General features: G+C 70.5%; 24 protein-coding genes. 9 read left to right on the top strand and 15 right to left on the bottom strand.

What is annotated here, in order from left to right; all coding sequences use genetic code 11:
- The first annotated feature begins 64 nt into the window (after positions 1-64).
- Entirely contained in the window at positions 65-1,477 is a 1,413-nt protein-coding gene (gene eccB / locus ACZ6S0_RS12445; protein ID WP_465915842.1) for a type VII secretion protein EccB, read from the top strand.
- A 44-nt stretch (positions 1,478-1,521) separates the two neighbouring features.
- Here the strand turns inward: eccB and ACZ6S0_RS12440 are convergent, their stop codons facing one another.
- Complete coding sequence (locus ACZ6S0_RS12440; protein WP_465915840.1) at positions 1,522-2,322, bottom strand: WXG100 family type VII secretion target; 801 nt, start codon at positions 2,320-2,322, stop codon at positions 1,522-1,524.
- 18 nt (positions 2,323-2,340) lie between these two features.
- Positions 2,341-3,366: a hypothetical protein gene (locus ACZ6S0_RS12435; protein ID WP_465915839.1), complete on the bottom strand. Its 1,026-nt coding sequence runs from the start codon at positions 3,364-3,366 to the stop codon at positions 2,341-2,343.
- A 129-nt stretch (positions 3,367-3,495) separates the two neighbouring features.
- Here ACZ6S0_RS12435 and ACZ6S0_RS12430 point away from each other — a divergent pair, with 129 nt between their 5' ends.
- Complete coding sequence (locus tag ACZ6S0_RS12430) at positions 3,496-4,422, top strand: M23 family metallopeptidase (protein WP_465915836.1); 927 nt, start codon at positions 3,496-3,498, stop codon at positions 4,420-4,422.
- Positions 4,423-4,424: 2 nt separating this feature from the next.
- Here ACZ6S0_RS12430 and ACZ6S0_RS12425 read toward each other — a convergent pair whose 3' ends face one another.
- From ACZ6S0_RS12425 to ACZ6S0_RS12390, 8 genes are all read right to left on the bottom strand, one after another.
- Positions 4,425-5,690 (bottom strand): hypothetical protein, encoded by a 1,266-nt coding sequence (locus ACZ6S0_RS12425; protein WP_465915835.1) that lies wholly within the window; start codon positions 5,688-5,690, stop codon positions 4,425-4,427.
- 35 nt (positions 5,691-5,725) lie between these two features.
- On the bottom strand, positions 5,726-6,193 hold the full coding sequence (locus ACZ6S0_RS12420; protein ID WP_465915832.1) for a hypothetical protein: 468 nt from the start codon (positions 6,191-6,193) through the stop codon (positions 5,726-5,728).
- Between the two features lie 10 nt (positions 6,194-6,203).
- A complete protein-coding gene (locus tag ACZ6S0_RS12415; RefSeq protein ID WP_465915831.1) occupies positions 6,204-7,604 on the bottom strand; it encodes a hypothetical protein in 1,401 nt (466 codons plus the stop codon).
- A 6-nt stretch (positions 7,605-7,610) separates the two neighbouring features.
- Entirely contained in the window at positions 7,611-8,030 is a 420-nt protein-coding gene (locus ACZ6S0_RS12410; RefSeq protein WP_465915830.1) for a hypothetical protein, read from the bottom strand.
- Positions 8,031-8,093: 63 nt separating this feature from the next.
- On the bottom strand, positions 8,094-8,408 hold the full coding sequence (locus tag ACZ6S0_RS12405) for a WXG100 family type VII secretion target (RefSeq protein ID WP_465915829.1): 315 nt from the start codon (positions 8,406-8,408) through the stop codon (positions 8,094-8,096).
- A 15-nt stretch (positions 8,409-8,423) separates the two neighbouring features.
- Positions 8,424-8,783: a WXG100 family type VII secretion target gene (locus tag ACZ6S0_RS12400; protein ID WP_465915827.1), complete on the bottom strand. Its 360-nt coding sequence runs from the start codon at positions 8,781-8,783 to the stop codon at positions 8,424-8,426.
- 130 nt (positions 8,784-8,913) lie between these two features.
- A complete protein-coding gene (locus ACZ6S0_RS12395; RefSeq protein ID WP_465915825.1) occupies positions 8,914-9,366 on the bottom strand; it encodes a YbaB/EbfC family nucleoid-associated protein in 453 nt (150 codons plus the stop codon).
- Positions 9,367-9,530: 164 nt separating this feature from the next.
- Positions 9,531-10,382: a LysM peptidoglycan-binding domain-containing protein gene (locus tag ACZ6S0_RS12390; RefSeq protein ID WP_465915823.1), complete on the bottom strand. Its 852-nt coding sequence runs from the start codon at positions 10,380-10,382 to the stop codon at positions 9,531-9,533.
- Between the two features lie 4 nt (positions 10,383-10,386).
- Here ACZ6S0_RS12390 and ACZ6S0_RS12385 point away from each other — a divergent pair, with 4 nt between their 5' ends.
- Positions 10,387-10,695 (top strand): hypothetical protein, encoded by a 309-nt coding sequence (locus ACZ6S0_RS12385; protein WP_465915821.1) that lies wholly within the window; start codon positions 10,387-10,389, stop codon positions 10,693-10,695.
- Between the two features lie 13 nt (positions 10,696-10,708).
- Here the strand turns inward: ACZ6S0_RS12385 and ACZ6S0_RS12380 are convergent, their stop codons facing one another.
- Positions 10,709-11,029, bottom strand: a complete 321-nt coding sequence (locus ACZ6S0_RS12380; protein ID WP_465915819.1) for a hypothetical protein — start codon at positions 11,027-11,029, stop codon at positions 10,709-10,711.
- Positions 11,030-11,152: 123 nt separating this feature from the next.
- On the opposite strand from ACZ6S0_RS12380, the gene ACZ6S0_RS12375 reads away from it, so the two are divergent.
- Positions 11,153-11,581, top strand: a complete 429-nt coding sequence (locus ACZ6S0_RS12375) for a YbaB/EbfC family nucleoid-associated protein (RefSeq protein ID WP_465915818.1) — start codon at positions 11,153-11,155, stop codon at positions 11,579-11,581.
- A gap of 38 nt (positions 11,582-11,619) precedes the next feature.
- Here ACZ6S0_RS12375 and eccD read toward each other — a convergent pair whose 3' ends face one another.
- Positions 11,620-13,056: a type VII secretion integral membrane protein EccD gene (eccD, locus tag ACZ6S0_RS12370; protein WP_465915816.1), complete on the bottom strand. Its 1,437-nt coding sequence runs from the start codon at positions 13,054-13,056 to the stop codon at positions 11,620-11,622.
- 102 nt (positions 13,057-13,158) lie between these two features.
- On the opposite strand from eccD, the gene eccCa reads away from it, so the two are divergent.
- The 3 genes from eccCa to ACZ6S0_RS12355 are packed head-to-tail and all read left to right on the top strand — an operon-like array spanning position 13,159 to position 18,548.
- Positions 13,159-17,142, top strand: a complete 3,984-nt coding sequence (eccCa, locus tag ACZ6S0_RS12365; RefSeq protein ID WP_465915815.1) for a type VII secretion protein EccCa — start codon at positions 13,159-13,161, stop codon at positions 17,140-17,142.
- Positions 17,143-17,193: 51 nt separating this feature from the next.
- A complete protein-coding gene (locus tag ACZ6S0_RS12360; RefSeq protein WP_465915814.1) occupies positions 17,194-17,478 on the top strand; it encodes a hypothetical protein in 285 nt (94 codons plus the stop codon).
- A complete protein-coding gene (locus tag ACZ6S0_RS12355; protein ID WP_465915813.1) occupies positions 17,475-18,548 on the top strand; it encodes a transglycosylase SLT domain-containing protein in 1,074 nt (357 codons plus the stop codon). The genes ACZ6S0_RS12360 and ACZ6S0_RS12355 overlap by 4 nt, the downstream gene beginning before the upstream one ends.
- Before the next feature lie 82 nt (positions 18,549-18,630).
- Here the strand turns inward: ACZ6S0_RS12355 and ACZ6S0_RS12350 are convergent, their stop codons facing one another.
- The 3 genes from ACZ6S0_RS12350 to ACZ6S0_RS12340 all read right to left on the bottom strand — a co-directional run bounded on the left by ACZ6S0_RS12350 (position 18,631) and on the right by ACZ6S0_RS12340 (position 22,644).
- On the bottom strand, positions 18,631-21,030 hold the full coding sequence (locus tag ACZ6S0_RS12350; protein ID WP_465915812.1) for a serine/threonine protein kinase: 2,400 nt from the start codon (positions 21,028-21,030) through the stop codon (positions 18,631-18,633).
- 97 nt (positions 21,031-21,127) lie between these two features.
- Positions 21,128-22,273, bottom strand: a complete 1,146-nt coding sequence (locus ACZ6S0_RS12345; RefSeq protein ID WP_465915810.1) for a S8 family serine peptidase — start codon at positions 22,271-22,273, stop codon at positions 21,128-21,130.
- Positions 22,274-22,371: 98 nt separating this feature from the next.
- Entirely contained in the window at positions 22,372-22,644 is a 273-nt protein-coding gene (locus ACZ6S0_RS12340) for a WXG100 family type VII secretion target (RefSeq protein ID WP_344896845.1), read from the bottom strand.
- Positions 22,645-22,764: 120 nt separating this feature from the next.
- Here ACZ6S0_RS12340 and ACZ6S0_RS12335 point away from each other — a divergent pair, with 120 nt between their 5' ends.
- Both ACZ6S0_RS12335 and ACZ6S0_RS12330 read left to right on the top strand, forming a co-directional pair.
- Complete coding sequence (locus tag ACZ6S0_RS12335; RefSeq protein WP_465915808.1) at positions 22,765-23,484, top strand: SDR family NAD(P)-dependent oxidoreductase; 720 nt, start codon at positions 22,765-22,767, stop codon at positions 23,482-23,484.
- A 25-nt stretch (positions 23,485-23,509) separates the two neighbouring features.
- Positions 23,510-25,264 (top strand): acetyl/propionyl/methylcrotonyl-CoA carboxylase subunit alpha, encoded by a 1,755-nt coding sequence (locus ACZ6S0_RS12330; RefSeq protein ID WP_465915807.1) that lies wholly within the window; start codon positions 23,510-23,512, stop codon positions 25,262-25,264.
- Positions 25,265-25,302 lie beyond the last annotated feature (38 nt).

Genomic DNA, 25,302 nt, shown 5'->3' with positions numbered 1-25,302 from the left:
GTCTTGACCGGCATTCCCGACACGTGGCGCTCTATGCTGATGCCTGCGACACGTGGGGAGTGAGATGCAGACCCGGAAGGACCTCTACCAGGCGCATCGGCTGATGCAGCAGCGCCTGGGAATGGCGTTGCTGCAGGCCGAGCCCGATGTGCCGGAAAGCCCGACGCGGCGGCACAACGTGGCGATGTTCTGCGGAATACTCGTCGGAGTGCTGATCATGGCGGGGTTCGGGATCTGGGGGCTGCTCAGCCCCGGCCAGGCCACGAACCTGGAGGATCCCGGGCAGCTCCTCGTCGAGAAGGAGACCGGCGCCACCTACGTCTACAGCCAGGACCAGCGACGCCTGCTGCCGGTCGCCAACTACGTCTCCGCGCTGCTGCTGCTCGACACGACGGACTTCCAGGTCAAGAGCGTTTCCGCGGCCTCGCTGGCCAAGTACGCCCGCGGGCCGCTGGTGGGCATCGCCGGCGCGCCCGACTCGCTGCCCACCAGGGAGAAGCTGATCAAGGGCCCCTGGTCGGTCTGCGTCACGGAGGCGGCGGACAGCACGGGCACGCCGGTGCCGTACGTCACGCTCGTCGGCGGCGACCAGGTCGGCGGGACACCGGTCGGCGGCGGCGCGCTGGTCGTCACCGACGGCCGGCAGCAGTGGGTGATCTGGAACGACCAGCGCATGAAAACCGGCGACACCGGCGTGCGCGCGCTCAACGCCCGCCCCCGCAAGGTGCCGGCGACGTGGGTGAACGCCATCCCCACCGGCCCCGACTTCGCCGCCCCGGCCATCCCCGACCTGGGCAGGAAGATGCGCGGCCCCGACGGCGGCAGCGCCGCGGTCGGCCGCGTCTACACGGTGAAGGGGGTGGGCGGCGCCGCGGACCGCTGGTACGTGCTGCTGAGCGACGGGCTCGCCACGATCAACCTCACCCAGGCCACGCTGCTGCTGGAGGAGCCCGACCTCAAGAAGGCGTACGGCGGCCAGGGAGCCAGGCCGCTGGAGATCGACGCCGCCACCGCCAACGCCGCCGCCACCGGCCGCTCGCTCACCGTGGGCGGGCTGCCCACGAGCCTGCCCAAGGCGGTCGCCGCCTCGGCCTCGGCGCCGCTGTGCTCGGTGTACGCCGACACGCAGAACGGCTCGGCCCGCGCGACGGTGACGGTCGGCGCGACCATGGCCGTCCCCGCCCCCGCCGTCCGGGGCGACCAGGAGCACTTCGACCAGGTGCTGATGCCGGCGGGCTCGGCGGCCCTGGTCGGGCTGCTGCCGGGCGACGGGCAGAAGGGCTTCGTACAGACCTACTTCCTGCTCACCGACCAGGGCAGGCGCCATGCGCTGCAGTCGGGCGACCAGATCAACAAGCTGGGGTACGGCGCCGAGGACGTGGCGCCGATGCCGGCCAACCTCGTCCACCTGCTGCCCGAGGGACCGTCCCTCGACCCGGCCGCCGCCCACTCGCCGATGCAGGTCATGGCGCAGTAGCACACACCGGACGCCGTTCGGTGGACGGCGTCCGGTGGTGTCGCTCAGAGCAGGAAGCTGCCCATGCCCCCGGAGCCGGTGGGCATGCCCGCCGACGCCGTGCCGTCGTTCTTGGCCTCGATCGCGCCCGGGAGCTTTTTATTTTCGTTGGGCACGAACTCCACCTCCGTGGACGCGAAGTCCGGCCTGGGGCGGCCCTTGTCGATGGTCTGGGTCATCATGGCGAACATGCCGCTCACCGACGCCAGGAGGAGCGCGAGCATCCCTGTGGCCTTCATGTTCTTGCCCATCAGGCCCCGAACGACCTCGGCCAGCATCCCCAGGCCGCCCATGATGACGCCTCTGATCCCGATGTAGAGCCCAGCGGCCTGCCAGACCACGGTGGCCAAACGAAAGGTGGCAAAGCTCATCATCACGACGGCCACGACCACGGCCACCTCCGCGGCCCAGTGGTATGCCGTGGCGATGACCCCCAGTCCTTCGCCGACCCCCGTGAAGTAGGTCATGGCCGTGTCCAGCACTTCGGCGAGCTGGTTCACCATCTCGCCGAAGGAGTTCGCAGCGGCCCCCTTCCACCAGTCGTTCTCCAGGAGCTCGTCCTTGAGCCGCGTGACCTCATCCCTGACGGATTGGAAGTTGACGCCGCCCTCTTGCGCCTGGGCGGGGTCTTGCCATTGCTGGGCGGCCTCCTGGATGCTCCCCGGGTTGGCTGCCAGTGTGATCAACGCCAACTCGATGTTCCTGGCCACCGGGAAGTCGTAGAGGATCACTGCGGCCGCGCCCGCGACCGAGGCGGCAGTGATGAACTGCCACCGATCGCTCGAGTAGCCGGTGTAGTCGAACATGCGAGAAGCCAGCCTTTCTCACTCGCCGATCACCGGCGGCGCGATGTCGATGTCGTCCATCCAGTCGTCCTCGTCGCCGCGTACGTATTCGGGCTTCTCCCGCTCCTTCTCCTCGGCTCCTGGGCCGCCGCCGGACATGGGCATGAAAGGCATGCCGGACATGCCGTTCATGCCGCGCATCCCGTTCGTCAAGGCGGCGGCCGGCTGGACGCCAGAGGAACTGCCGCCGCCCATGGGGGTTCCGCCGCCGCCGCCCATGCCGGGGCCGACGGAGGTGGTGCCGCCGGGGGTGGGGGTGGTGTTCAGGGTGGGTGGGTCGTAGGAGGACAGACCTGATTGGTTGGGGTCGAGCGCGTTCGGGTCCACCGTGGGGACCTCGCGGTTGAGCTGGTCCTCGATCGAGGGCACCGAGGCGTTCGGGTCGGGGACGTTGGTGTCCGGTATCTCCGGCTCCGGGATATTGGGATCAGGTGTCGGCGTGGGCCCGGGTGTCGGCGTGGGCTCGGGTATCGGCGTGGGCTCGGGTATCGGCGTGGGATCAGGTGTCGGCGTGGGCCCGGGCTCGGGGATGGGCTCGGGCTCAGGCATGGGCTCGGGCTCGGGCATGGGCGTGGGCTCAGGCATGGGCGTGGGCGTGGGATCAGGTATGGGGGGAGTCTTTTCGCTACCTCCGGCGCCCTCGGCGGCCGTCTTGATGATGCCGTCGTTGTCGTGGTCGACCTTCTGGTAGTTGGCTTCCAGTTTCCGCATGGCGGTCCGGTAGCTGGTGAGCGCGTCCCGTGCTTGCTTGAGTGCGGTGTGCGCGTCGTCCTTGACCTTGTCGTGCGCGTAGTTGAGGCCGAGGCCCATGATGCCGAAACCGGGGAACTCGACCCGGATGCCCCCGGTGTTCTGGGCCATCGTGTTCAACGTCGGCGCCTGCTCCCCGATGCCCTCGCCGGCATTTTGGATCTTGCCGTCCTTGTACTGGATCTCGCTGCTCGCGGCCGCGCTGCCCAGGCCCTGCGACAGGCCGGCCGCTCCGGTCGTCTCACCAGCGCCCATGCGCGCTCTCCAGTCCGTAAATGGCGTTATGTCCCGACCTGGCTAAGATATCGACAAATATCAACTCATAGCGTGAACAATTGGGCAATGATCTAGACGTCCGAATGATCGGGATGGCAGCCTTTCCCCATGCGGATCAAGACACTCATCGCAGGCGCGTGCGGCCTCGCCGTGCTGCCTCTCACCGCCCCTGGCCTGGCGGAGGCCACAACAGCCGCCACCAAGCTGCAGCTCCCGTTCCCATGTGGCGAGACCTGGGTGGGCAGCAACAAGAGCTCCGCCCACACGGCGGGCTACGAGATCGACTTCAACGGCAGCGCCGGCGACGGCAACGCCGACCGCGGCAGGACGGTCGTCGCGGCCGGTGCCGGGACAGTGATCATGTCGGAGTACCGGACCGCGGACGGCTTCGGCAACGTCATCAAGATCCGCCACTCGGACGGCACCGTCACCCTCTACGCCCACCTGAACGCCCGCTCCGTCGCCAACGGCGCGACCGTGCGGCAGGGCCAGAAGATCGGCACCGTGGGCAACACGTCCGCCAAGCACAAGGGAATGATCTCCCACCTGCACTACGAGCAGCGCACCTCGTCCGGCTCGATCGTGCCCGCCAAGTTCAACGGCTCGACCTACGGCTACCCGGGCGGGAAGATCACCTCGCGCAACTGCGGCGGGGGCGGCACGACGACGCAGTCCAACGGCAACAACGGCGGCGGCGGCAACAGCGGGAGCAACCCGTACTCGGCCACGCAGGTCTGCGGCTCGGGCTTCGCCCAGGTCGACTCGGCCAACCTGGGCTCGCAGGGCAAGGTCGTCCTGCTCTACTCGGCCTCCACCGGCCAGAACTGCGTCACGACCCTGCGCAACAGCTCGTCGGGCAAGGTCGCGATGACGGCGTACCTGGAGGTCAAGGGCAAGGCCCGCAGCACCGACTCGGGCAGCTTCCAGTACTACGCGGGCCCGGTCCGTGCCTCGGCCAAGAAGACCTGCGTCAAGTGGGGCGGCTCGATCGGCTCGGCCAAGTACGACGCACCGGCGTTCGAGCACTGCGACTGAACTCACGCCAGCGTGGACGGGGTGGTGCCGGCTTCCGGCCCGCCCCACACGTCGTCGTCCGCGTAAAGGTTGGACGTGCTCTCCGACGTGCTCTCCTCCTCCTTGCCGTGTCCGCTCGTGGGCATGCCCATCGGGAACCCCATACCGCCGGCTCCCGTCCGAGAGGCGGCGGACGCCGCCGACGACGTTCCCGACGCGTTCCCCGCGGCACCGGAGTAGACCCCGGCGCCGGCCGCCATCCCGGGGCCGGTGCCGCCGCCGTTTCCGGTGGAGGTGGAGGTGGAGTGGGCGGCGTTCGCGGCGCCCGACGCCATCGAGGGGTCGTAGCCCGCCAGGTTCGTCGAGCCGTAGTCGCCGCCGGACGGAGAACTCACGGAAGGGCCCGAAGGGACTGCTCCGGGCGTGTCACCCCCGAGCGTGGAGTCGGTGAGGCCGGACGTGTCGGGCCCGCCGAACGCGTCGCTGCCGCTCACCCCGGTCCCGTTTCCGGAACCTGCGCCGCCGATGCCTGGCACCCCGTTCTCGGGGGCATCGGAGTACTGCCCGGGTGATGAGGAAGAGCCGCCGGGCCCGGGCACGCTGCCGGGCACTTGGCCGGGGCTGAATGGGTCGTTGACGGGGCCGCCCGCGCCAGGCCCACCAGTGCCCGACGGCAGGGGCACGTCACGGCCGAAGTCAGGCGTCTCGGATGAGACCGCGAACGGCAGCGCCTGCTGCAGATCCATCGGCAGCGCCTCGTAGTGTTGCTTGATCCGCTGGTTGACCGCCTCGAGGTGGTCGGTGGCCCGCTGCTGGGAGCGTTGGATCCCGTAGAAGGGGATCTGGTCCGCCCAGTCGATGTCGTTGTCGGAGCGGGAGTCGCGTCCTCTCGACTCGACGACGTTGAGCTGGGCCCACTGGAGCGTGTCGCCGTACCCCCTCAGCGACCTGCCCAGTTGGCCGAGCTTCACGGCCAGTTCGCGCGCACTGCCGTCCAGGCTCCGGAGCTGGAGCTGGGTCTCGTACGCCGCCGGGCCCTTGTAGAACTCGGCCAGTTCGGTGGCCTTCGCGAAGAGGTCGTCGGCGAAGCCTCTGAGCAGCGGCTCGGCCGCCTCGTAGTAGAGACCGGCGAGCCGGACCGAGCCCGGATCCGTGGCGTCGATCTGGTCCCGGATCTGCCCCATCGTGTCCACGAACAGACTCATCGTGAACCCCGGATCCTGGACCGACGGATCGAGTGGCTCGTTGCCGGAGCGGAGTTGGGTGGTCTGGATCTCAGGCTCGGCCATCGTCGTCTTCCTTGGTCTCGGGGCTCGCGGGTGGCTCAGGCTTGCATGCGGTTGACGGCATCCTCGTTCGCGGACTCGGCGTCCTTCGAGGTCCGCGCCATGTCCATCAGGGCGTCGAAAGTCTCGTCCGTCTGCCGGTTCAGCATGGCGTAGGAGCCGTAGGAACCGCCCTGGTCACCGATCAGCGTCGTATAGGCCATGGACACCGTCGTCCCGTACTGGAGGGCCGCCTGCCATTCGCCCATCTGGGTCTGGCTGAGCGCGCAGTAGCGTTGGAGGTCTGGCAGCGAGCCCGCGCCTGCGGGGAGTTCGGGCTCGGGGACGGGATCGCCCGGAGCCCTGGCGAACTCCGTCACGGCGCTGCCGGAGGAGGTGGTGAGCTTCTTGAGCAGATCCTGTAGGTCCCCGACGACGCGCCGCACCTCGGCACGGTCGAAGTGCGGATCGGCGTTCTTGTCCTCGTCCGACGTCCCCGGCCAGTTCTGGTTGAGCTCGATAGGCAAAGCCGCCTCCTTAGGTGTTGCCGATCGTCGGTGAGGTGGCGTCCTCGCCCGACGGCCAGTCGTCGCGGCTTCCCGGGAGATACACCGTGCGCTGGTATTCCTGTTCCTGCTCGGCTCCCCCGCCGCCGCCCATCGGCGGCAGGAACGGGTAGCCCAGACCTCCCGCCGTGCCGCCCTTGGCCGCCGCCGCGGCGGCTCCGGGGGCGCCCGTCTGGGCGTACGCGCCGGATCCGCCGATCACCGCGGGCACGCCGCCCGTCGGCGTCGTGACGGGCTGCTGGGTGGCCGGCAGTTGGGTGACAGGCGACTGCGTCACGTTCGGCTGGGTGCCCGCCGTCTCGGTGGCGCGCGGGTCCGTCGTCTCGGCCCCGGTCCGCGTGGTCTGCCCGGGGTCGGTGGTGTTGCCGTCGATCACGGGGGGCACGGTGGCGTCCGTGCCGTCGCCCTGCTCGGACGGGGGATCCTGCTCGGACGGGGCGTCCTGGCCGGCGGGCGGGTCGGACGAGCCCGGGTCGCCGGTGGAATCCTCCGGTGTCTCGGAGTCCGGCCGGTCGTCCTGGTCCTGGCCCGAGGAGCCGGACGAGCCGTCCGAGCCGGAGGCCCCGTCGGAGCCGGTGGAGCCGCCCCGCCCCGCGGACCCGGTCGATCCGTTGGAACTACCCGAACCTGCGCCTGTTCCGCCTGACCCACCGCCGCCGTCACCGCCGTCACCGCCCTGCCGGTACGGCGTCTGCGTGCCGAGTGGCATCTCGCGCGTCGGCGCGGGGCCGGAGGCAGCGTTGACCTCCGGCAGGTTGACGGTGACGCTGTCGGGGATCGTGAAGTCGTACAGGTCGACGATGTGTCGATTGAGCCTCTCCATGGCCCGCCTGGCGGCCTCGTCGTCCACCTCGGACGCCTGAGGGCTCGCTCCGGCCGTGGGCTCGCCCCACCCGTGGGTGGTCTGCGGCCTGAGCACCGGAGGCGTGGTGGGTCCCGGGCTCTCCGACGCCGTCGGCGCGGGACCGGGCGACGGCTCGGGCGTCGCCGCCGAATCTCCGCTGGACGCCGACCGCACGGCCTCGATGGCCTCGGGCAGGTAGTCGCGCCCGTAGAGCGTGAGGGCCTGGGACATCTTGTCCATCGCGTCGGCCAGTTGGAGACCGCTGGCGTTGAGCATCTGCAACGCCCGCTGGGTCTGCGCGGAGTTGGCGGACTTCCACGCCCCGTTGAGGGTCGTGCCGATGTCGGGGAGCGATTCCGCCACCGACCTGATCGCGCCCGCGACGCGCTCGTAGGTCATGCCACGGTCGTGCACCTCAAGCGGGGAGGTGGCCTCCAGCCACGCGGTGATCTGCTCGTACGACTCTCTGACCGGCTCGGCCTTCGGCGCGTGAGCCTTGTCGCGGATGTCAACGGTCCGCTCTGCCACGGCCTCTCACCTTCCGGGGTCGCCCGGCACCGGGTTCGTCCGCTCGTAGGTGTCGGCGCTGTCCCTGATCACCTGGATGACGGCCTGGCAGTGCTCGACGTACTCCTGGTAGAGCGCTGCGAGCCGCTGCCCGCGCGCCAGGAAGAACGGCCCGTACGTCCCCGGTTCGACGGCCGTGGTGCCGACACTGTGGGCGAACGCCCACGCGGCCGGCCATTCCCCGATGTGCTGTGTGTCCAGGGAGAAGTACCTGGTCAAAGCCTCCACGGCACCTGTGCCGCCCTCGCGGGTCCCGCCTGGGCCCTGCGTGGGGACCAGGGCGATCTCGAGGTCGTCGGCGACGGCGCGCATCTTACCCACGTCGTAGAACAGCTCGTCGTCGGAATCGTCGAGCCCCGGCCACGGCTGCGGATCGAGGTCCGCCAATGTCCCCCCTTACCTGGGCCGGGCCACCGCACGCGGTGGCCGCTACGTGAACCGCGGTCCGACTCAGCCTCGGCCGTCGTGCCACATGGACATGTTGCGCCGCTCGGCTTCCCGGTAGTTCTCGTTGATGATCCTGACCGTCTTCTTCAGCTCGTCCAGATGCAGATGCATCTTCGCGGCCTCCTGGTTCCAGAGCTTCTGGCGATCCAGGAACAGGTTCTTCACCTCGCCCTTCCAGTCCTCTGCGAGGTCCTTCTCCAGCTGAGCCACCAGGTCGTCGGTGGCCCCCACGAACTTCTTGAGGATCTCGTCGAAGCCATCCGCAGCGAGATCCATCTGCGTGAAGTTGACCTTGGTGAAGTCCATCTGATCAGACATCCGGGTTCCCTCCCACTAGCCGTTGGTCCTGGGGCCGACGCCCTGGATGTCGACGTTGATGAGCCCCTCGATCTGCCCCACAGCGGCCTCTGCCGCCTCATTGGTCGCGCTGTAGACGATCGAGTTGACGCCCATGTTGTCGGCGATCCCCTCCAGGTCCACCCGCACCCTCGTCATGGATGCGTCCCACGCCTGCATGGCCGTCCTGAATCTGGTCGCCGCCGACCCCAGCCAGTGGGCGTTGAACAGGGCTATCGAGATGGTCTCGACAGACTCCCGAAGGCCCTCGATGTACTGAGCGGTCTCGACCACGCTGCCGGACGCCGTTCGGAGCCTGCCAGCATTAACGTCGACAAAGGCGCCTTCTACACTCATTTCCACCTCCATGGCCGATGGCCAAATTTCGGATCTTCTTCCCTATATAAGCACCAATGGCCACACTGGTAACAGACAGCCCAATGGGCAACTGTGTAACAACTTCTTTACAATCAGACAAACCGGCTGGTCAAAGGTCCAGGTCGCGGCGGATCCGGTCCAGTTCGCCCATGACGTTCTCGAAGGCGCGGTCATAGCTGGCCTCGGCGCGCCTGACCGGAGCCAGCAGTTCCTCCGCGTTCTGCATCATGCCTACCGGGGAACTGTTCGGGCCCAGAATCTCGGCCATGAGTTCCTGCGTGCGCCGCTGCAGGTCCTCGGTCGCGGCCGCCAGCGTGGCCTTGATCCGCTCCGACAGCTCCGCCGCGCTCAGGCGCATGCCCTTCGGGCGGATGTCCAGCGTGCGCAGGCCCTCCGCGGCGTACTCGACGACGACCAGGCCGTCAGGATCCTCGCCACGGCCGACGAGGAGCGCCATGCGCTTCTGCAACTCCTCGGACTTGGCGATCTGCTTGTCGAACGCGTCCAGCATCCGATCCATGTCGAAGTCGCCGAAATCCCCAAAATCCGCCACAAGGTACATCTTGCCTCATAGGTAACACCTGTGGGGAGCAAAGGGCATGTTTGACGCACAAATTCGGCCCCCTGACACCGGTGGGTAACCAGGCTCCGGGCGACCGGCTCATGTCCTGCCTGCTCCGGGCATCAGAGCCCGCCCGCTCGCCGCGAAGCGTTCGTGTCGGCCGGTCAGTTGTCGGGTTCGGGAATCCGCAGCCTCTGCCCGGGAGCGATCACGTTGGGATCGTCGCCGATGAGGTCGCGGTTGGCCTCGTAGATGTCCCGATACCGGCTGCTGTCGCCGTACACCTGCTGGGCGATGTCGGACAGGGTGGCGTTCCTCGCGACCGTGACCTGCTGAGGTGAGGTCGTGGTCGGCTGCGCGCCCGGCGCCGCGGTCTGTCCGTTCGGCGCGGGGGACTGCGCGTCCGGCGAAGTGGCCTGCGCGTCCGACGAGGTGGTCTGCGTGTTCTGCGCGTTGGGCCCCGATTCCGGCGTGGTGGTCTGCACGTCCGGCGACACCCAGTCGAAGTTCTCGGAGCCGTCGGGGAGCTTCCCGGGGGCAGTCGGCTCGTGGAAGGAGGGGAGATCCGTGATGTCGATCCTCGCCTCGCGGAAGTCGACTGCGGCCGCCCCCGTCGGCGCGACGTAGCCGAACTGGAGCTTCTTCCTGGTAATGGTGCGCAGGGTCTCGACGCTCATGACGAGCACGGCTGCCAGCGCGCCCACGGCGATGGCGGAGATGTTGAGCAGCTTGGCGCCGATCACCTTCTCCATCAATGCTCCCATGACACTGGTGGCCGGCGACGGGAAGTACCGCAACCACACGGCCCTGATGATCGCCAGAGCCGCCACCCCGGCCACGACCTCGACAGTGGTCCAGAAGTTTCGGAAGCTGGCGGCGATCTCGTCGAGCACCCCTCCGATGTCATCGAACATCTTGCGCACCACGCCGATCTCCCGGTGGAAGATCTGCTGCGCGCGGGCGAACGCCATCTGATCAAGCGCGATCCAGCCCGCCTCGGACGTCCTCTGGATCATCGGCATGAGGTTCTTGATGCCGTCGTCGTACCTGCTGGCCATGCCGGCTTTCCAGTTGGTGGCCGCCCGCGCGATCTCCCCCTCGTCCGCCAATGCGGTGGAGACCAGCAAAATGGTGGGAATGACGACCGCAGAGACGCGACCGGCGACCTTCAGCAGGCCCGTCGCCCTCGAGGCCGCGCTCGGTGCGGATGCGGTGGTGGATGCGGTGGACAGCGGCCCTATTTTTCCGGTCTCGGGATTCAAGGGGATCCGGGGCGGTGCCGATCCCTCTGGTGTGAGGCGTGCGGGGTTCGCGATCGGGCGGACGTGAGAGAGGGGGTTGTTCATGCGCGGAACCGGAGCCAGCGGGCGCGCACTACGGCCTCCCAGTTCCGCTCACAGGTTTCCAAGACCCCGTCCCAACTGTCCAGCGTGCCCATCGCCTCGCCCAGTGTCTGGTCACAGTCGTTCTGGACGCCCTTGTACGTGCTTCCGATGATCATATTGCCCAGCGGGCCGAACCCCCCCACCCATCCATCGCTCACGTCGGTCGACGGGATCATGGACCGGACGTGGCCGACCTCTGCCTTCAACTCCTCCCTTACGCGCGTCCGGGTCTTGCGGATGGCGTTCGGGGTGACGTAGATCTCGCGCGTGCTTGCCACAAAGTGGCATTCTTGCGACGTATTGCCCCTCTTTCATCATGCCTAACGGGATTTTCGGATCACTTCAGCATCCGGACACCCGGCACTCCCCATCCGTTCACCGGTGTCCGATGGTGTGATCGCATGGATCCCCTCAACCTCGATCCCGACGACCTCGACCGCGTCCTGCGTGAGAGCGAGCGCTCGCTACATGAGCTGACCAGTGCGATGGACCAGATTGGCAGCGTCACAGGCGAGGGAGAGAGCCGCAGCGGCGTGGTCAGGGCGCGCATGGACCCCAACGGACGCCTCGACCAGCTCAAGCTGGGTGCCAGAGCGAGCCGCATGGAGCTCGACGAGCTGACCGAGGAGATCATCCAGGCGGTCCAGGCGGCTCAGGACGACCAGGCGCGCAAGGCCAGAGCGCTCATTCCGGTGGATCCCTCTCTGGGGATCTCCCTGGAGGCGATCCAGCGCCAGTTCGACGAGCTGCAGAACTCGTTCTCGCGTGACATGCACGAGCGCATGGCCAACCTGGAGGACATCCGCCGCCGCGCCGCCTCCGACGACTGACCGACTGACCGCCCAGCCCGCCTCACCCGGGCTCGCCTCTACCCGGCGAGCCCGCGTACCCAGGCGTAGACGTCCAGCACACCGAGCGCCAGCGGCACCAGGGCCGCGATGAGCAGCCAGTCCACGATGTCGGCGGCCCGTCCCCAGAAGGGCGACAGCCGCCCGTCGGGGAGCCAGACGCCCAGGCCGACGACCACCATCGCGGTCCACAGCAGCCCGAGCAGGACGGCCACCGCGACCAGCCCGCCCACCACGACCCCCAGCTCGACGGCGACCGTGGCCAGTCCGGCGAACCCGGTGAGCATCAGCCACAGCCGCTGCCCGACGCCCTGGAACAGCCGCGCCCGCATGAGCTGCGTCAGCGACAGCACCACGGACATCGCCACGGCGATCCACGTGCCCTCCGTCACGAGCAGCACGTGCGCGCCGAGGCCGACCAGGCAGATCCCGATGATCATGCCGGTCGCGTAGAGCTGGGCCGCGCCGGTGCGCCGCAGCACGGACGCGGCGTCGAGTCGCTGGTTGTCGTTGCGCAGTTCGTCGGCGTTGGTGGGCATGTTCGGCAGCGGGACCTTGGCCAGCCGGAACGACAGCACGGGAATCAGCGGGCTGAGCGCCATGACCACGGACGCGGCCACGGCGGCGGCCCCTCCCCCGGACGTCCCTGTCACCATCACCACGGCCGCGCCCACGGCGCCCACCATGGCGGCGATGGCCGTACCGAGGAAGCCGGGCACACCGTCGGCGATGGCCGTGCCGCCGAGCGTGGCCACGAGCGCCGTGCAGGCCAGCGCCGCGAGCAGTTGTGGCGAGGCCACCGAGGTCAGCACGCCCCCGCCCGCCGGGGCGGACAGCCCGGCCAGGAACGCGTACGGCAGCGCGCTGCAGCCGATCACCGCGCCCGCGCCGGAGTTGCCCACCGCCCTGGACAAGGCCACACCCACCCCGACGAGCAGCAGCGCGAGCGCGCCCGCCACGATCGCGGTGACCAGCGGCGTCAGCCCGCCGAGCGCCAGCGCCGCGGCCCCGGCGACGAGCAGCCCGCAGGCCGCCCCGCTGCCCATGGCCCGCGTGTGCCTGGCCTGCCACTTGCCCTTGCCCTCGCGGATGCCGGTGGCGACCACGTCCGCCACGTCGTCGTACCGGGCGGGCGGCAGGGCCACCTCGCGCGGCCGCAGGTAGAGGATCTCACCGTCGAGCACGCCGAGCTGGCCCAGGCTCTGCCCCAGGTCGAACGGCGGCCCGCCGAGCCGCTGGAGCGTCCAGCCGGGCGCGGCGGCGTTCTCGTCGCCCAGCTCCCCCATGGCCCGCAGCAGGCCGGGCAGCACGTGCGGCAGCGGGATGTCGGCGGGTAGCGCCAGGTCGGCCTTCCTGTGCGGCCCCACCACCGTGACATGGCAGAGCGGCGGGAGCGGCGCGGGCATCTGGTACGGGGCGCCCTGCGGCGAAGGCGGAATCTCGGCCAGCGAAGTCACAGGGCCAACATAGCGAGGAGAAGTTAACTCAGACCTCAACTCGGACGTTAGGCACATCTGGTATGAAGGGTCTTCCAAGCACCAGAAGGGGCCTGTCCAAGGGTGAGCATCGTCGTCGTACGGCGCCCCGAGCGCCGTCCCAGCCCGAAACCTCCGCGCGGCGAGATCCTCCTCGAATCGCCTCCGGAGATTCCGGAAGTGCAGTCACAGGGCATGATGTCGGTGCTCACCTGGCTGCCGATGGTCGCCGGCGCGGCGGCGATGGGCCTGATGTTCACCGCAGGGGGCACCAACACCAGCCCCATCATGTACGTCTCCAGCGGCCTGTTCGCCTTCTCCATGGTCGGCATGACGATCGGCCAGCTCGGCCGCCAGGCCGGCGAGCGCAAGAACCGGCTGAACGGCAACCGTCGCGACTACTTCCGCTACCTGGCCCAGATCCGCAAGCGGGTCCGCAAGGCCGCGATCCAGCAGCGCGAGGCGCTCGAATGGAGCGGCCCCGCGCCCGACACGCTGTGGTGGACCGCGATGGGCCCGCGCCTGTGGGAGCGCCGCGCCCGCGACGAGGACTTCGGCACCGTACGCCTGGGCACCGGCATCCAGAAGCTGGCCATCCAGCTCATCCCACCGGACGCCAAGCCCGTCGAGGACCTGGACGCGCTGTCGGCCGGCGCGCTGCGCCGCTTCATCCGCACGCACTCGACGGTCTCCCAGCTCCCGGTGGCGGTGGCGCTGCACTCGTTCGCCCGGATCAAGCTGGACGGTGACCCGGCCATGGTCCGCGACCTGGTGCGGGCGATGGTGGCGCAGATGGTGACGTTCCACTCGCCGGACGACCTGCGGATCATGGTCTGCGCCGGCAAGGAGCGGATGAGCCACTGGGACTGGGTCAAGTGGCTGCCCCACGCCCTGCACCCTGACGAGAACGACGGCGCCGGCCAGGTCAGGCTCATGGCCGAGAACCTGGGCGAGCTCGACCGGCTGGTGGGCAGCGAGCTGAAGGAACGGGGGCGCTTCAAGCCGGGCGCCTCGACGGACGCGCTGCCGTACCACGTGCTCATCCTGGAGGGCGGCCACGTGCCGCACGACTCGCAGCTCGGCGCGGACGCCATCGAGGGCGTCACCGTGATCGACCTGTCGGACTCGGCCGGGGTGGTCGAGGAGCGCAGCACGCTGCGCCTGCGCATCAACGACAGCGGCTTCCACATGGTCAAGATCGACCACGCGGGCAAGGAGAGCACGAACCGGCTCGGCGACCCCGACGCGCTCGACTACATCAGGGCCGAAGGGCTGGCCCGCCAGCTCGCGCCGCTGCGCGCCTCCACGGCCAAGGGCGGCGAGTCGCAGGACGTGCTGGCCACGAACACCACGCTCACCGACCTGCTCGGCGTCGGCGACCCCACCAGGCTGAACACCGCCCAGACCTGGCGGCCCCGCGCGGGCCGCAACCGGCTGCGCGTCCCGATCGGCCTGGGCTCCGACGGGCGGCTCGTCGAGCTGGACATCAAGGAGTCGGCCCAGGGCGGCATGGGCCCGCACGGCCTGGTCATCGGAGCCACCGGCTCCGGCAAGTCGGAGCTGCTGCGCACGCTCGTGCTGGGCCTGGCCGTCACGCACTCCTCGGAGATACTCAACTTCGTGCTCGTCGACTTCAAGGGCGGCGCCACCTTCCTCGGCCTCGACGGCCTCTCGCACGTCTCCGCGGTCATCACCAACCTGGAGGACGAGCTGCCGCTGGTCGACCGCATGCACGACGCCCTGCACGGCGAGATGGTACGCCGCCAGGAGCTGCTGCGGGCCAGCGGCAACTACGCCTCGCTGCGCGACTACGAGCGCGCCCGCGAGCAGGGCGTGGACCTGCAGCCGCTGCCGACGTTGTTCGTGATCCTCGACGAGTTCAGCGAGCTGCTGACGGCCAAGCCGGAGTTCATCGACCTGTTCGTGATGATCGGGCGGCTGGGCCGGTCGCTGGGCGTGCACCTGCTGCTGGCCTCCCAGCGGCTGGAAGAAGGCCGGCTGCGGGGGCTCGACACGCACCTGTCGTACCGGATCGGCCTGCGGACGTTCTCCGCCATGGAGAGCCGCGTGGTGCTGGGCGTGGCCGACGCGTACGAGCTGCCGTCCGCGCCGGGCAACGGTTACCTCAAGTTCGACACGAGCGGGATGACCCGGTTCAAGGCCGCGTACGTGTCGGGGCCCTTCCTGGCCGACCCCCGGCAGGTGGTCACGTCCGACGGCACGGTGCCGATCAGGGAGGTCGTCGAGTACGGCCCCGAGTTCGTCCCCGTGCCGCTCATCGAGGAGCCGGCGGAGCCGGTCGCGCAGGAGGAGACCACCAGGGCGCAGCAGAGCCTGCTGGACGTCGTCGTGGGCCGTCTGGATGGTCAGGGGCCGCCCGCGCACCGCATCTGGCTGCCGCCGCTGGACGAGCCGCCCACGCTGGCGCACCTCCTGCCGCCGCTGTCGATCACGCCCGAGCTGGGGCTGACGACGCCGGGCTGGCCGGGGCGCGGACGGCTGCAGGCCGTCATCGGCATCATCGACCGGCCGTTCGAGCAGCGGCGGGATCCGTACTGGCTGGACCTGTCGGGCGCGGCCGGGCACATGAGCGTGGCCGGCGGGCCGCAGAGCGGCAAGAGCACGATCCTGCGCACGCTGGTCAGCAGCATGGCGCTCACGCACACCCCGCGCGAGGTGCAGTTCTACTGCCTCGACTTCGGCGGTGGCGCGCTGGCGACGCTGGAGGGGCTGCCGCACGTCGGCGGCGTGGCCAGCAGGCTGGACGCCGAGCGCGTACGCCGTACGGTCGCCGAGATCGCCACGGTGCTCCAGCAGCGCGAGCGGCTGTTCACCGATCACGGCGTGGACTCCATGGCCACCTACCGGCGGCGGACCGCCGACGGCTCGCTCAAGGGCGACGGCTGGGGCGACATCTTCCTCGTGGTGGACGGCTGGCTGACGATCAAGCAGGAGTTCGAAGCCCTGGAGCCGGTCATCACCGACCTGGCCGCGCGCGGCCTGGGCTACGGCATCCACGTGGTGGCGGCGACGAACAAGTGGTCGGAGTTCCGGCCGGGCATCAGGGATCTGTTCGGCACCAGGATCGAGCTCAAGCTGGGCGACGCGTACGAGTCGGAGGTCAACAGGAAGAAGTCCCTGGCCGTGCCGGAGGGCGTGCCTGGACGCGGCCTGACCAGGGACGGCCTGCACTTCCTCGGCGCGCTGCCGCGCATCGACGGCGTGCAGGACGCCGAGGACCTCGCGACCGGCGTGCAGGCGCTGGTGTCGGCCGTACGGGAGTCCTGGCAGGGCCCGCCCGCCAAGGCCGTGCGGCTGCTGCCCTCCGTGCTGCCCGCCGCCTCGCTGCCCGGGGCGGAGGAGACCGGCAGGAGCCGGATCGCGATCGGCGTGGACGAGGCCACCCTGTCGCCCGTGTTCATCGACTTCGAGGCCGACCCGCACTTCGTCGTCGTGGGCGACACCGAGAGCGGCAAGTCCAACATGCTCAAGATCATCGCCGAGAGCATCGCGGCCCGCTACGAGCCGAGCGAGGCCATGATGATCATGATCGACTACCGGCGCTCGCTGCTGGACACGGCCGTCGGGGACAACCGCATCGGCTACGCCGCCTCCGGCGCGGCCGCACTCGAACTGGTCAAGGACGCCCGCAACGCGCTGCTCAAGCGGCTGCCGCCGGCCAACCTCACGCCCGAGCAACTGCGCGCCCGCGACTGGTGGAAGGGCTCCGACCTGTACTTCCTGGTCGACGACTACGATCTGGTCGCCACCTCGAACAACCCGCTGCTGCCGCTGGTCGAGCTGCTGCCGCAGGCCCGCGACATCGGCCTGCACCTGGTGCTGTCGCGGGCCATGGGCGGCGTGGGGCGGGCCATGTTCGAGCCGGTGATCCAGCGGATCAAGGACATGGCCTCCCCTGCGGTGATCCTGTCCGGCAACAGGGACGAGGGCTTCCTGTTCGGCAACGTCCGCGCCATGCCGCAGCCGCCCGGCCGCGGGTTCATCGTGGACAGGAAGCACGGCTCGCGGCTGGCCCAGACCGCGTTCTGGCCGCCTCCCGAGGGCTGACGAGCCCTCGCCAGACCCGACCGGACCTGACGAGCACGGACGAGGACATACATGGCCGGATTCGACATCCATTTCGACGCCCTCGACGACTGCCGCACGTCGACCAAGACGCTCGTGGGCAAGTTCGGCGACCTCGCGGAGAGTTACCCCGCCCAGCGGCCCGACTCCACGATCTTCGGCCGGCTGGAGGGCTCCTCGGGGCTGGCGGATGCCGTCCTCGACGTCGAGACCACGTGCGACAACGAGTTCGGCAAGGCCAAGAGCCTGCTCGACGGCGTCGAACGGGCCCTGTCCCTGGTCGAGGAGACCGTGCGGAGGGTGAACGACCCCAGATGAGCGCTCCCGACGGCATCCGCGCCCTGCCCAACGGCAACGCCCTGGCGGACCTGGCCGACCAGGTCACCGGCAGCCCGGCGACGATCCGCGGCATCGCCGCCCGCTGGCGCGACGCGGCGGGCCTGACGAACGCGCACACCGGCACGCTCGGCAGCGCCGTCACGACCGTGGACCTGGCCTGGGAGGGCGAATCGGCCGACGCGTTCGTCCGCTACATGGGCGGCTACGGCAAGGCCGGGCAGGACCTGCACGACGCGCTGCGCTCCTGCGCCACCGCGCTCGACGACGCGGCCGGAGCCCTGGAGTCGGCCCAGGGCAGGGTGGACGGCATCTGTGACCGGCTGCTCACGCGGGTGAGCACGTACCGGGAGAACAATCCGGACGCCAAGCAGGAGGTGCTCGACCACGAGATCGGCCTCATGGTGAACCAGGAGATCGCCAACGCCCGTACGCCGGTCCGCGAGGCCAAGGAGGCGGTCGGCACCGTCAAGGACGCGATCGCCAGGGCCATGAACGAGCGGAACACCACGTTCGCGCAGATCAAGGTGGCGGGAGACCAGGAGTTCACGCCGGGAGGAGGGCACCGGCTGGACTGGCGGCCCACGGACAGCTACACCGCGCAGACCGCCGCCGGCGGGTCCGGCGGCAGCCCGATCATCGGCGGTTACGGCTCGAGCGGCCCGCCCCCGGCGGGCGGCGGCCACGCGCCCCCCGGGCAGGTCAAGCAGTGGATCGAGGAGGCCACCGCCATCCTGCTGGAGGCGGGTGTCCCGGCCGACAGGATGAACCCGAACGACCTCTGGACGATCATCCAGCACGAGTCGGGCGGCAACCCGAACGCGATCAACCTGTGGGACAGCAACTTCGAAGCCGGGCACCCCTCCAAGGGGCTGATGCAGACCATCGACCCGACGTTCGACGCCTACGCGCTCGCCGAGTACCGGGACATCTACAACCCCGTGCACAACATCATCGCGGGCGTGCGCTACGCCGTCGACGTCTACGGCTCCGTGTCCGCGGTGCCGGGCGTCGTCGGTATGAAGACCGGCGCCGGCTACAGCGGCTACTGATCCCAGCCCCTCACGAACGCCGCCCGGCCGGGCAGGGACACCGGTCGGGCGGCGACGGGAGCGCGGGTGGCGCGGCCCGGGATCAGCCGCAGTTGCCCCAGACCGCGCTCGTGCTCTCCGAGCCCGCGCTGCCGGAGTACCGCACGCACTTGCCCTTGGCCGACAGCTTGACCGGACCCGCGTAGTACTCGAAGCTCCCCGAGTCGGTCTGCGAGCCGCCGTTCTGGACCTCCAGCGTGGCGCTCACCGGCGTGGACTTGCCGACGTCCGCCCCCGACTTCAGGGTGACCACGCAGTTCTGCCCGGTGCTGTTGTTCCAGAGCTGATACGTCGTCCCGCCGGTGAACGAACTCGACCGCTGCACCACGAACCCGCTCCCGCACACCTGGGTGGCGGTGTAGGGGTTCTTCTTGGGCGGGGGCGTGGTCGACTTGGTCGGCGTCGGCGTGGGCTTCGGCTTCGCGGTGGTCTTGCTGGGCTCCGGCTCCGGCTCCGGCTGGGGCTCCTCGGTCGACTTCGTCGGGGTGGGGCTGGGCTTCTTGGTGGGCTCCACCGTCTTCGTGACCGTGGCGGTGGGCTTGGGCTGGGTCGTCTTGGACGGCTTGGCCGTGGGCTGCGCGGCCCTGGTGGGGGGCTGCACGGTGGCGGTCACGACCGGCACCGGCTGCACCGGCTGCGTGGCCAGCGGGGTCGGCACGGTCGTGAGCACCGGGACGCCCGCCGACTTGGTGGGGGCGTCCGAGGGCAGCTCCATGGGGCCGACGCCGCCGTCGTCCGGGGTGGGCGTGTTCACCCACGGCGCGGTCACCTCGGCCTGCGGCTGCGAGGCGGGGCCCGTGCCTGTGCCCGGCCCCTGGCCCTGGCCGGAGGAGACGGCCCCCTGGCTCGGGGCGCTGCCGGCCGCGGCGGACTCGGTGAAGGTGATCGACCCCGAGTACTGGCCCGCGCCCCACAGGCCGAGGCCCGACAGGAGCACGACGGCCGTCACGCCGGCGACCAGGCCGACGGGGAACGGCTTGCGCTCCTGGCCGTCGTCCTGCTTCGGAACGTAGTGCGCCGGGCGGCCCTGGACCTGCGGCGGCGGCTGCTGGTCGGCACCGGGCGGCGGACCCCAGATCTGGGTCGGGGGCTCCTGGTGGATCGGGGCGGGCGGTTCGAGGCGCATCTGGGCGGGCACGTGCGGCGGCCCGCCCATCGGCCCCGCGGGGAAGGCGTCCGGCCCCATCGGGCCCATGGGGCGCTGCTCGATCGGGCCTTGCTGCATGGGGCCCTGTTGCATGGGGCCCTGCCCCATCGGGCCCTGTTCCAGCGAGGGCTGGTCGATCGGGCCAGGTCCCATCGGGCCTGCCGCCATGGCGTCCGGCCCCATCGGGCCTGGGCCCATCGACGGCGGGCCCATCGGCGCCGGGCCGATCGGCGGCGGCCCCATCGGCACGGGTCCCATCGGCACGGGTCCCATCGGGCCGACGGGTGCGGGCCCCATCTGGCCGGGGGGCATGGGCCCCTGAGCGCCCATCGGGCCGGGCGGCATCGGGCCGTTCTCCCCCGAGGGGACGGGGCCGCCGGGAAGGGCTGCGCCGCCGGGCATCTGCGGGATCTGGGCCCCCTCGATGGAGAGCTGGATCGGCAGGATCAGCGGCGCGCCGGAGTCACCGGGGGCCGGTGCGGCACCGCCGGGCGGCGGCACCGGGACGCCCTGGAGCGGCGGCGCGGGGATGGGCGCGTTGTCGTCGCCCAGCAGCCGCAGCAGCGCCATGTACGTCGTCGGCCGCCCACTCGCCTCCTTGGTGAGCGCGGCCAGCACGATCTGCCGCAACGGCTCGGGCAGCTCCCCGACCTCGGGCTCGGCGTTCAGCACCGCCTCGGCCTCGTGCGCGAACGGCGCCGCGCCCGTGGCGGCGAAGACCACGGTGGCGGCCCAGGAGAAGACGTCGGCGTACGGCCCGTACTGGAGCCCGCTGAGCTGCTCCGGCGCGCGGTAGCCGATCTCGCCCACCGGGTCGCCCAGCTCGATGTCGGTGACGCGGAGCCCGTCCGCGGTGAGGATCACGTTCGACGGGGTGAGCCCTCGGTGCGCGAACCCGGCCACGTGGACGGCGGTCAGCGCCGTCAGCATGCCGACCGCGACCCGCTCCAGCGCGTCACCGGTCAGCGGCCCGTCCGCCTCGACGGCCTCGACCAGCGAGCGGCCCTCGACGTGCTCTCTGATCACGTACGCCGCGCCGTCCTCGACTCCGGCGCCGAGCGTGCGCGCCACGTACGAGCTGGACACCCGCGTGACGTTCTCGAGCCGGTCGGCGAAGCCGGGGTCGGCGTCCGGGTCGACGGTCAGCGTCTTGACGACGACCTGGGGCGCGTCCTCGGACTCCCGGCCCAGATGGACGGTGCCACGCGGCCCGTCACCCACACGGCCGACGATCTCGTGCCCACCGATCTCGTCGCGGCCGATCGGTTCGGGCTGCGGGGCGTCATTCTCCGCCATGACCGTCCTTCCGGGTAACGTCATGATCGAGAGATATTTAACCAAATACGCCACATGCGCATCAGTGGTTTAGGACGACCACTCTGACAGTTAACCGTCAGTTCGTGACGGAGCCTCCCGAAGATCCTGGACGCCAGCCGCGCCGCCGTCCCATCGGCACCAGCACCCACGCGGCGATCACCAGCCCGGCCAGCGACAGCCCGACCGCCGCCAGCGTCGTGGCCACGTCGATCGCGTGCTGGTCGGGCGGTACGGCCTTGCGCACCGCCGAGGCCGGGAGCGGCGGCGGCACCGGCGGCGCCACCGCCACCTGCTCCGACGGCAGAACCATGGTGACCGCCAGGAGGGGGTTGACCATGCCCGCGCCCGTACCCTGGCCGTTGGCGCCGTCGGCGGTGAGCGCGATGCGGCGGCGGACCCGGAGCTGGTCGAGATCGGGGTGGCGGGCGCGGACGAGCGCGGCCACGCCCGCCACGTACGGCGCCGCGTAGCTCGTGCCCTCCAACTTGCTCTGGTAGCCCTTGCCCGTCCACGTGGCGCTGAGGTCCTGGCCGGGGCCGAGCACGGCGACGGCGTTGGGGTTGGAGAAGGTCGAGCGCCCGCCGTCCGGCGTCGCGGAGCCCACGGCGAGCACGCCGTCGTAGGCGGCCGGGTAGGCGGGGCTGGAGGTGCCGTCGTCGTTGGTGACGTTGCCGGCGGCGGCCACGATCACGATGTCCCTGCCGATGGCGTAGTCGACGGCGGCCTTCAGCTCAGGCCGGTCGGATGCCTGGATGGAGACGTTGATCACGTCGGCGTTCTCGTCGGCGGCCGTCCTGATGGCCTTGGCCAGCAGGGACACGTCGCCCAGCGAGCCGCTGGTCTGCTTGATCGACAGCAGCCTGACGGCGGGCGCGACGCCGTAGAAGGGGAGGTCGGAGCGGGGTTGCGCGGCGATGATGCCAGCCACCGCCGTGCCGTGGCCGACGCAGTCGCGAAAGCTGGTGTTGGTCAGGTCGGCCTTGCCGGCCAGGCGGATCTGGGGGTGGGTCTCGTCGACGCCGCTGTCGATGACGGCGACGGTGACGCCCTGGCCCATCGTCAGGGGCCACACGCTCTTGACGTTCAGCCGCCGCTGGGCCCAGGTCTCGGCGATCGCGGGGTTGGACTTCTTGGGCTCGCACCGTTCGGGCTCGGCGGCCTGCGCCGGCGCAACCGCGAACTGCAGGGCGAGCAGGCTTGCCACGAGGGCGCGACCCATCATGGCGAAACAGCGTATCCCGCCCATCCGGGACAGCGGACGACAACAGGCGGATCAACGGAAAGAAGCCCCAGCATCCTCGCCAGGGCCCCTCTCGTTGATCATTTCGTGGCGGACTCGATGTTCTGCCGGTAGGTCCCGATGACCCGCGAAGCCTCCTGCAGCTCCTCGGTCATGCGCTGGAACGCCGTGCGGTAGTTCTGCCACGCCTGCTGGAAGCGCTGCGCGCCCGGCCCGGTCCACGCCGTGCCGACCTTGGCGGCCTCGCGGTCGAGTGCGGTCATCGTGGTACGGACCGCCTCCGACTGCTGCGTGAACTGGCTGGACATCTGCTGCATTTCCTGCGGGTCGCCACCGAGCATGCTCTGGCTCATGCACACCTCCTGGAACCTGTGAAAGCGCAATCACCCTAAGGAAAGGCCACCGGCCGTCGCCCGTGTTATGCCGAGCGGCTATGGTCTACCCGAGGATTGTTCGGATTGTGTGGGGGCTTCATGCGCGAGGTCGTGGTGACCGGCGGCGGCACCGGGATCGGCTACGCGATCGCCGCCGCGTTCGCCTCACTCGGCGACCGCGTCACCATCACCGGCCGCCGTGAGCAGGTGCTCAGGGAGGCGGCCGAGCGGCTGGGCGCGGCGCACGTGCCGTTCGACGCCGCCGGTCCCGCCGCCGTGCACGAGGCGCTCGACAGCCTGCCCGCGCGGGTCGACGTGCTGGTCAACAACGCCGGCGGCAACACCGACCTCGACCGCGGGCAGTCCGCCGAGCTGACGGACGTGGCCGAGGCGTGGCAGGCCAACCTCAACGCCAACCTCATGTCCGCGGTGCTCGTCACGACCGCGCTGGCGCCCCGCATGGGCGAGGGCGGGCGGATCGTCACGATCGGCTCGATCGCCGCCAGGGGCACGGGCTCCGGCTCGTACGGCGCTGCCAAGGCCGCCGTCGAGTCCTGGACCGCCGACCTGGCCGCCGAGCTGGGCCCGAGGGGCATCACCGCGAACGTCGTGTCGCCGGGGCTGATCCTCGACACCGAGTTCTTCCGCGGCCGGCTGACCGAAGAGGGCGTCAAGGCCCGGGTGCGGAACACTCGAAACGGCCGCCCCGGCACCCCCTCCGACGTGGCCGACGCCGTCGTGTTCCTGGCCTCCGCGGGAGCCGGGCACGTCACGGGGCAGGTGCTCCATGTCAACGGCGGCGCATACCTGGGCCGCTGAACTCTGGGAGGAGGGACGATAGCCGGTGCGGAAGGTTCTGATCGCCAACCGCGGCGAGATCGCCGTACGTGTGGCCCGCGCCTGCCAGGACGCCGGGATCGGCAGCGTGGCCGTCTACGCCGACCAGGACCTCGACGCCCTGCACGTCAAGCTCGCCGACGAGGCGTACGCGCTGCGCGGTGAATCCCCCGCCGACACCTACCTCGACGTCGGCAAGCTCCTCGACGTCGCCCGCCGCTCCGGCGCCGACGCCGTGCACCCCGGCTACGGCTTCCTGGCCGAGAACGCCGCCTTCGCCCAGGCCGTCATCGACGCCGGCCTGGTCTGGATCGGGCCGCCGCCGGCCGCCATCGCCGCGCTCGGCGACAAGGTGCGGGCCAGGCACATCGCCCAGAAGGTCGGCGCGCCGCTGGTCGCGGGCACCAAAGACCCGGTGAGCGGCGTCGCGGAGGTCGTGGCGTTCGCGGAGGAGCACGGGCTGCCGATCGCGATCAAGGCCGCGTACGGCGGCGGCGGGCGCGGCATCAAGGTCGCCCGCCGCCTGGAGGAGGTCCCCGAGCTGTACGAGTCGGCCGTGCGCGAGGCGGTCGCCGCCTTCGGCCGCGGCGAGTGCTTCGTCGAGCGCTACCTCGACCGGCCCCGCCACGTGGAGACCCAGTGCCTGGCCGACCGGGCGGGCGACGTGGTCGTGGTGAGCACCCGCGACTGCTCGCTCCAGCGCCGTCACCAGAAGCTGGTGGAGGAGGCCCCCGCGCCGTTCCTGACCGACGAGCAGGTCGAGATCCTCTACACCGCCTCCAAGGCCATACTCAAGGAGGCCGGCTACGTCGGGGCGGGCACCTGCGAGTTCCTCGTCGGGCAGGACGGCACGATCTCCTTCCTCGAGGTCAACACCCGCCTGCAGGTCGAGCACCCGGTCAGCGAGGAGGTCTCGGGCATCGACCTCGTACGCGAGATGTTCCGCATCGCCGACGGCGAGCCGCTCGGCTACGGCGACCCCGTGCTGCGCGGTCACTCGATCGAGTTCCGGATCAACGCCGAGGACGCCGGGCGCGGCTTCCTGCCCGCCCCCGGCACGCTGGCCGCCATGCGCCCGCCCGCGGGGCCCGGCGTGCGGCTCGACTCCGGGTACGAAGCGGGCATGACGGTCCCTGGCACGTTCGACTCGCTGGTGGCGAAGCTGATCGTGACCGGGCGGACGCGCCAGGAGGCGCTGGAGCGGTCGCGGCGGGCGCTGGCGGAGTTCGAGATCTCGGGCATGCCGACGGTGCTGCCGTTCCACCGGGCCGTGGTGTCGGATCCGGCGTTCACGTCGTCGCCGTTCACCGTGCACACGCGGTGGATCGAGACGGAGTGGGACAACACGGTGGCCCCGTACGACGGGGACCTGGCCGCCGGTGAGAGCGCCGCCAGGGAGACGGTGACGGTCGAGGTCGGGGGCAAGCGGCTGGAGGTCGTCCTGCCGGCGGGCCTGGGCACGTCCGACGCCTCCGCCGCGCCTTCCGCGCCGGGCAGGGCGTCCAGGCGTACGACGGGCGGGGCCAGGAAGGCCGCGGCCGGCGGCGACGCGCTCATCACGCCCATGCAGGGCACGATCGTCAAGGTCGTGGCCTCCGACGGTGATGTGGTGAACGAGGGCGACACGGTGGTGGTGCTGGAGGCCATGAAGATGGAGCAGCCGCTGACGGCCCACAAGTCCGGCACGGTCACGGGGCTGACGGCGGCGGTCGGGCAGACGGTCACCTCAGGCGCCACGATCTGCGAGATCAAGGACACCTGACGCGCCAGCGCCCCCCCGGCCCCCACTCCCATGACGCG

This window comes from Nonomuraea sp. NPDC051298 (genome assembly GCF_055586305.1).
Note: the sequence above shows the minus strand (reverse complement) of the source record. Positions and strands in the feature narration are given on the sequence as shown.

Bases quoted from the DNA above. Each gene is read 5' to 3' on its own strand.
- eccB (WP_465915842.1), top strand. From the start codon at position 65: ATGCAGACCCGGAAGGACCTCTACCAGGCGCATCGGCTGATGCAGCAG.
- ACZ6S0_RS12440 (WP_465915840.1), bottom strand. From the start codon at position 2,322: ATGTTCGACTACACCGGCTACTCGAGCGATCGGTGGCAGTTCATCACT.
- ACZ6S0_RS12435 (WP_465915839.1), bottom strand. From the start codon at position 3,366: ATGGGCGCTGGTGAGACGACCGGAGCGGCCGGCCTGTCGCAGGGCCTG.
- ACZ6S0_RS12430 (WP_465915836.1), top strand. From the start codon at position 3,496: ATGCGGATCAAGACACTCATCGCAGGCGCGTGCGGCCTCGCCGTGCTG.
- ACZ6S0_RS12425 (WP_465915835.1), bottom strand. From the start codon at position 5,690: ATGGCCGAGCCTGAGATCCAGACCACCCAACTCCGCTCCGGCAACGAG.
- ACZ6S0_RS12405 (WP_465915829.1), bottom strand. From the start codon at position 8,408: ATGTCTGATCAGATGGACTTCACCAAGGTCAACTTCACGCAGATGGAT.
- ACZ6S0_RS12400 (WP_465915827.1), bottom strand. From the start codon at position 8,783: ATGAGTGTAGAAGGCGCCTTTGTCGACGTTAATGCTGGCAGGCTCCGA.
- ACZ6S0_RS12395 (WP_465915825.1), bottom strand. From the start codon at position 9,366: ATGTACCTTGTGGCGGATTTTGGGGATTTCGGCGACTTCGACATGGAT.
- ACZ6S0_RS12390 (WP_465915823.1), bottom strand. From the start codon at position 10,382: ATGATCCAGAGGACGTCCGAGGCGGGCTGGATCGCGCTTGATCAGATG.
- ACZ6S0_RS12385 (WP_465915821.1), top strand. From the start codon at position 10,387: ATGAGGTTCTTGATGCCGTCGTCGTACCTGCTGGCCATGCCGGCTTTC.
- ACZ6S0_RS12375 (WP_465915818.1), top strand. From the start codon at position 11,153: ATGGATCCCCTCAACCTCGATCCCGACGACCTCGACCGCGTCCTGCGT.
- ACZ6S0_RS12360 (WP_465915814.1), top strand. From the start codon at position 17,194: ATGGCCGGATTCGACATCCATTTCGACGCCCTCGACGACTGCCGCACG.
- ACZ6S0_RS12355 (WP_465915813.1), top strand. From the start codon at position 17,475: ATGAGCGCTCCCGACGGCATCCGCGCCCTGCCCAACGGCAACGCCCTG.
- ACZ6S0_RS12350 (WP_465915812.1), bottom strand. From the start codon at position 21,030: ATGGCGGAGAATGACGCCCCGCAGCCCGAACCGATCGGCCGCGACGAG.
- ACZ6S0_RS12345 (WP_465915810.1), bottom strand. From the start codon at position 22,273: ATGATGGGTCGCGCCCTCGTGGCAAGCCTGCTCGCCCTGCAGTTCGCG.
- ACZ6S0_RS12340 (WP_344896845.1), bottom strand. From the start codon at position 22,644: ATGAGCCAGAGCATGCTCGGTGGCGACCCGCAGGAAATGCAGCAGATG.
- ACZ6S0_RS12335 (WP_465915808.1), top strand. From the start codon at position 22,765: ATGCGCGAGGTCGTGGTGACCGGCGGCGGCACCGGGATCGGCTACGCG.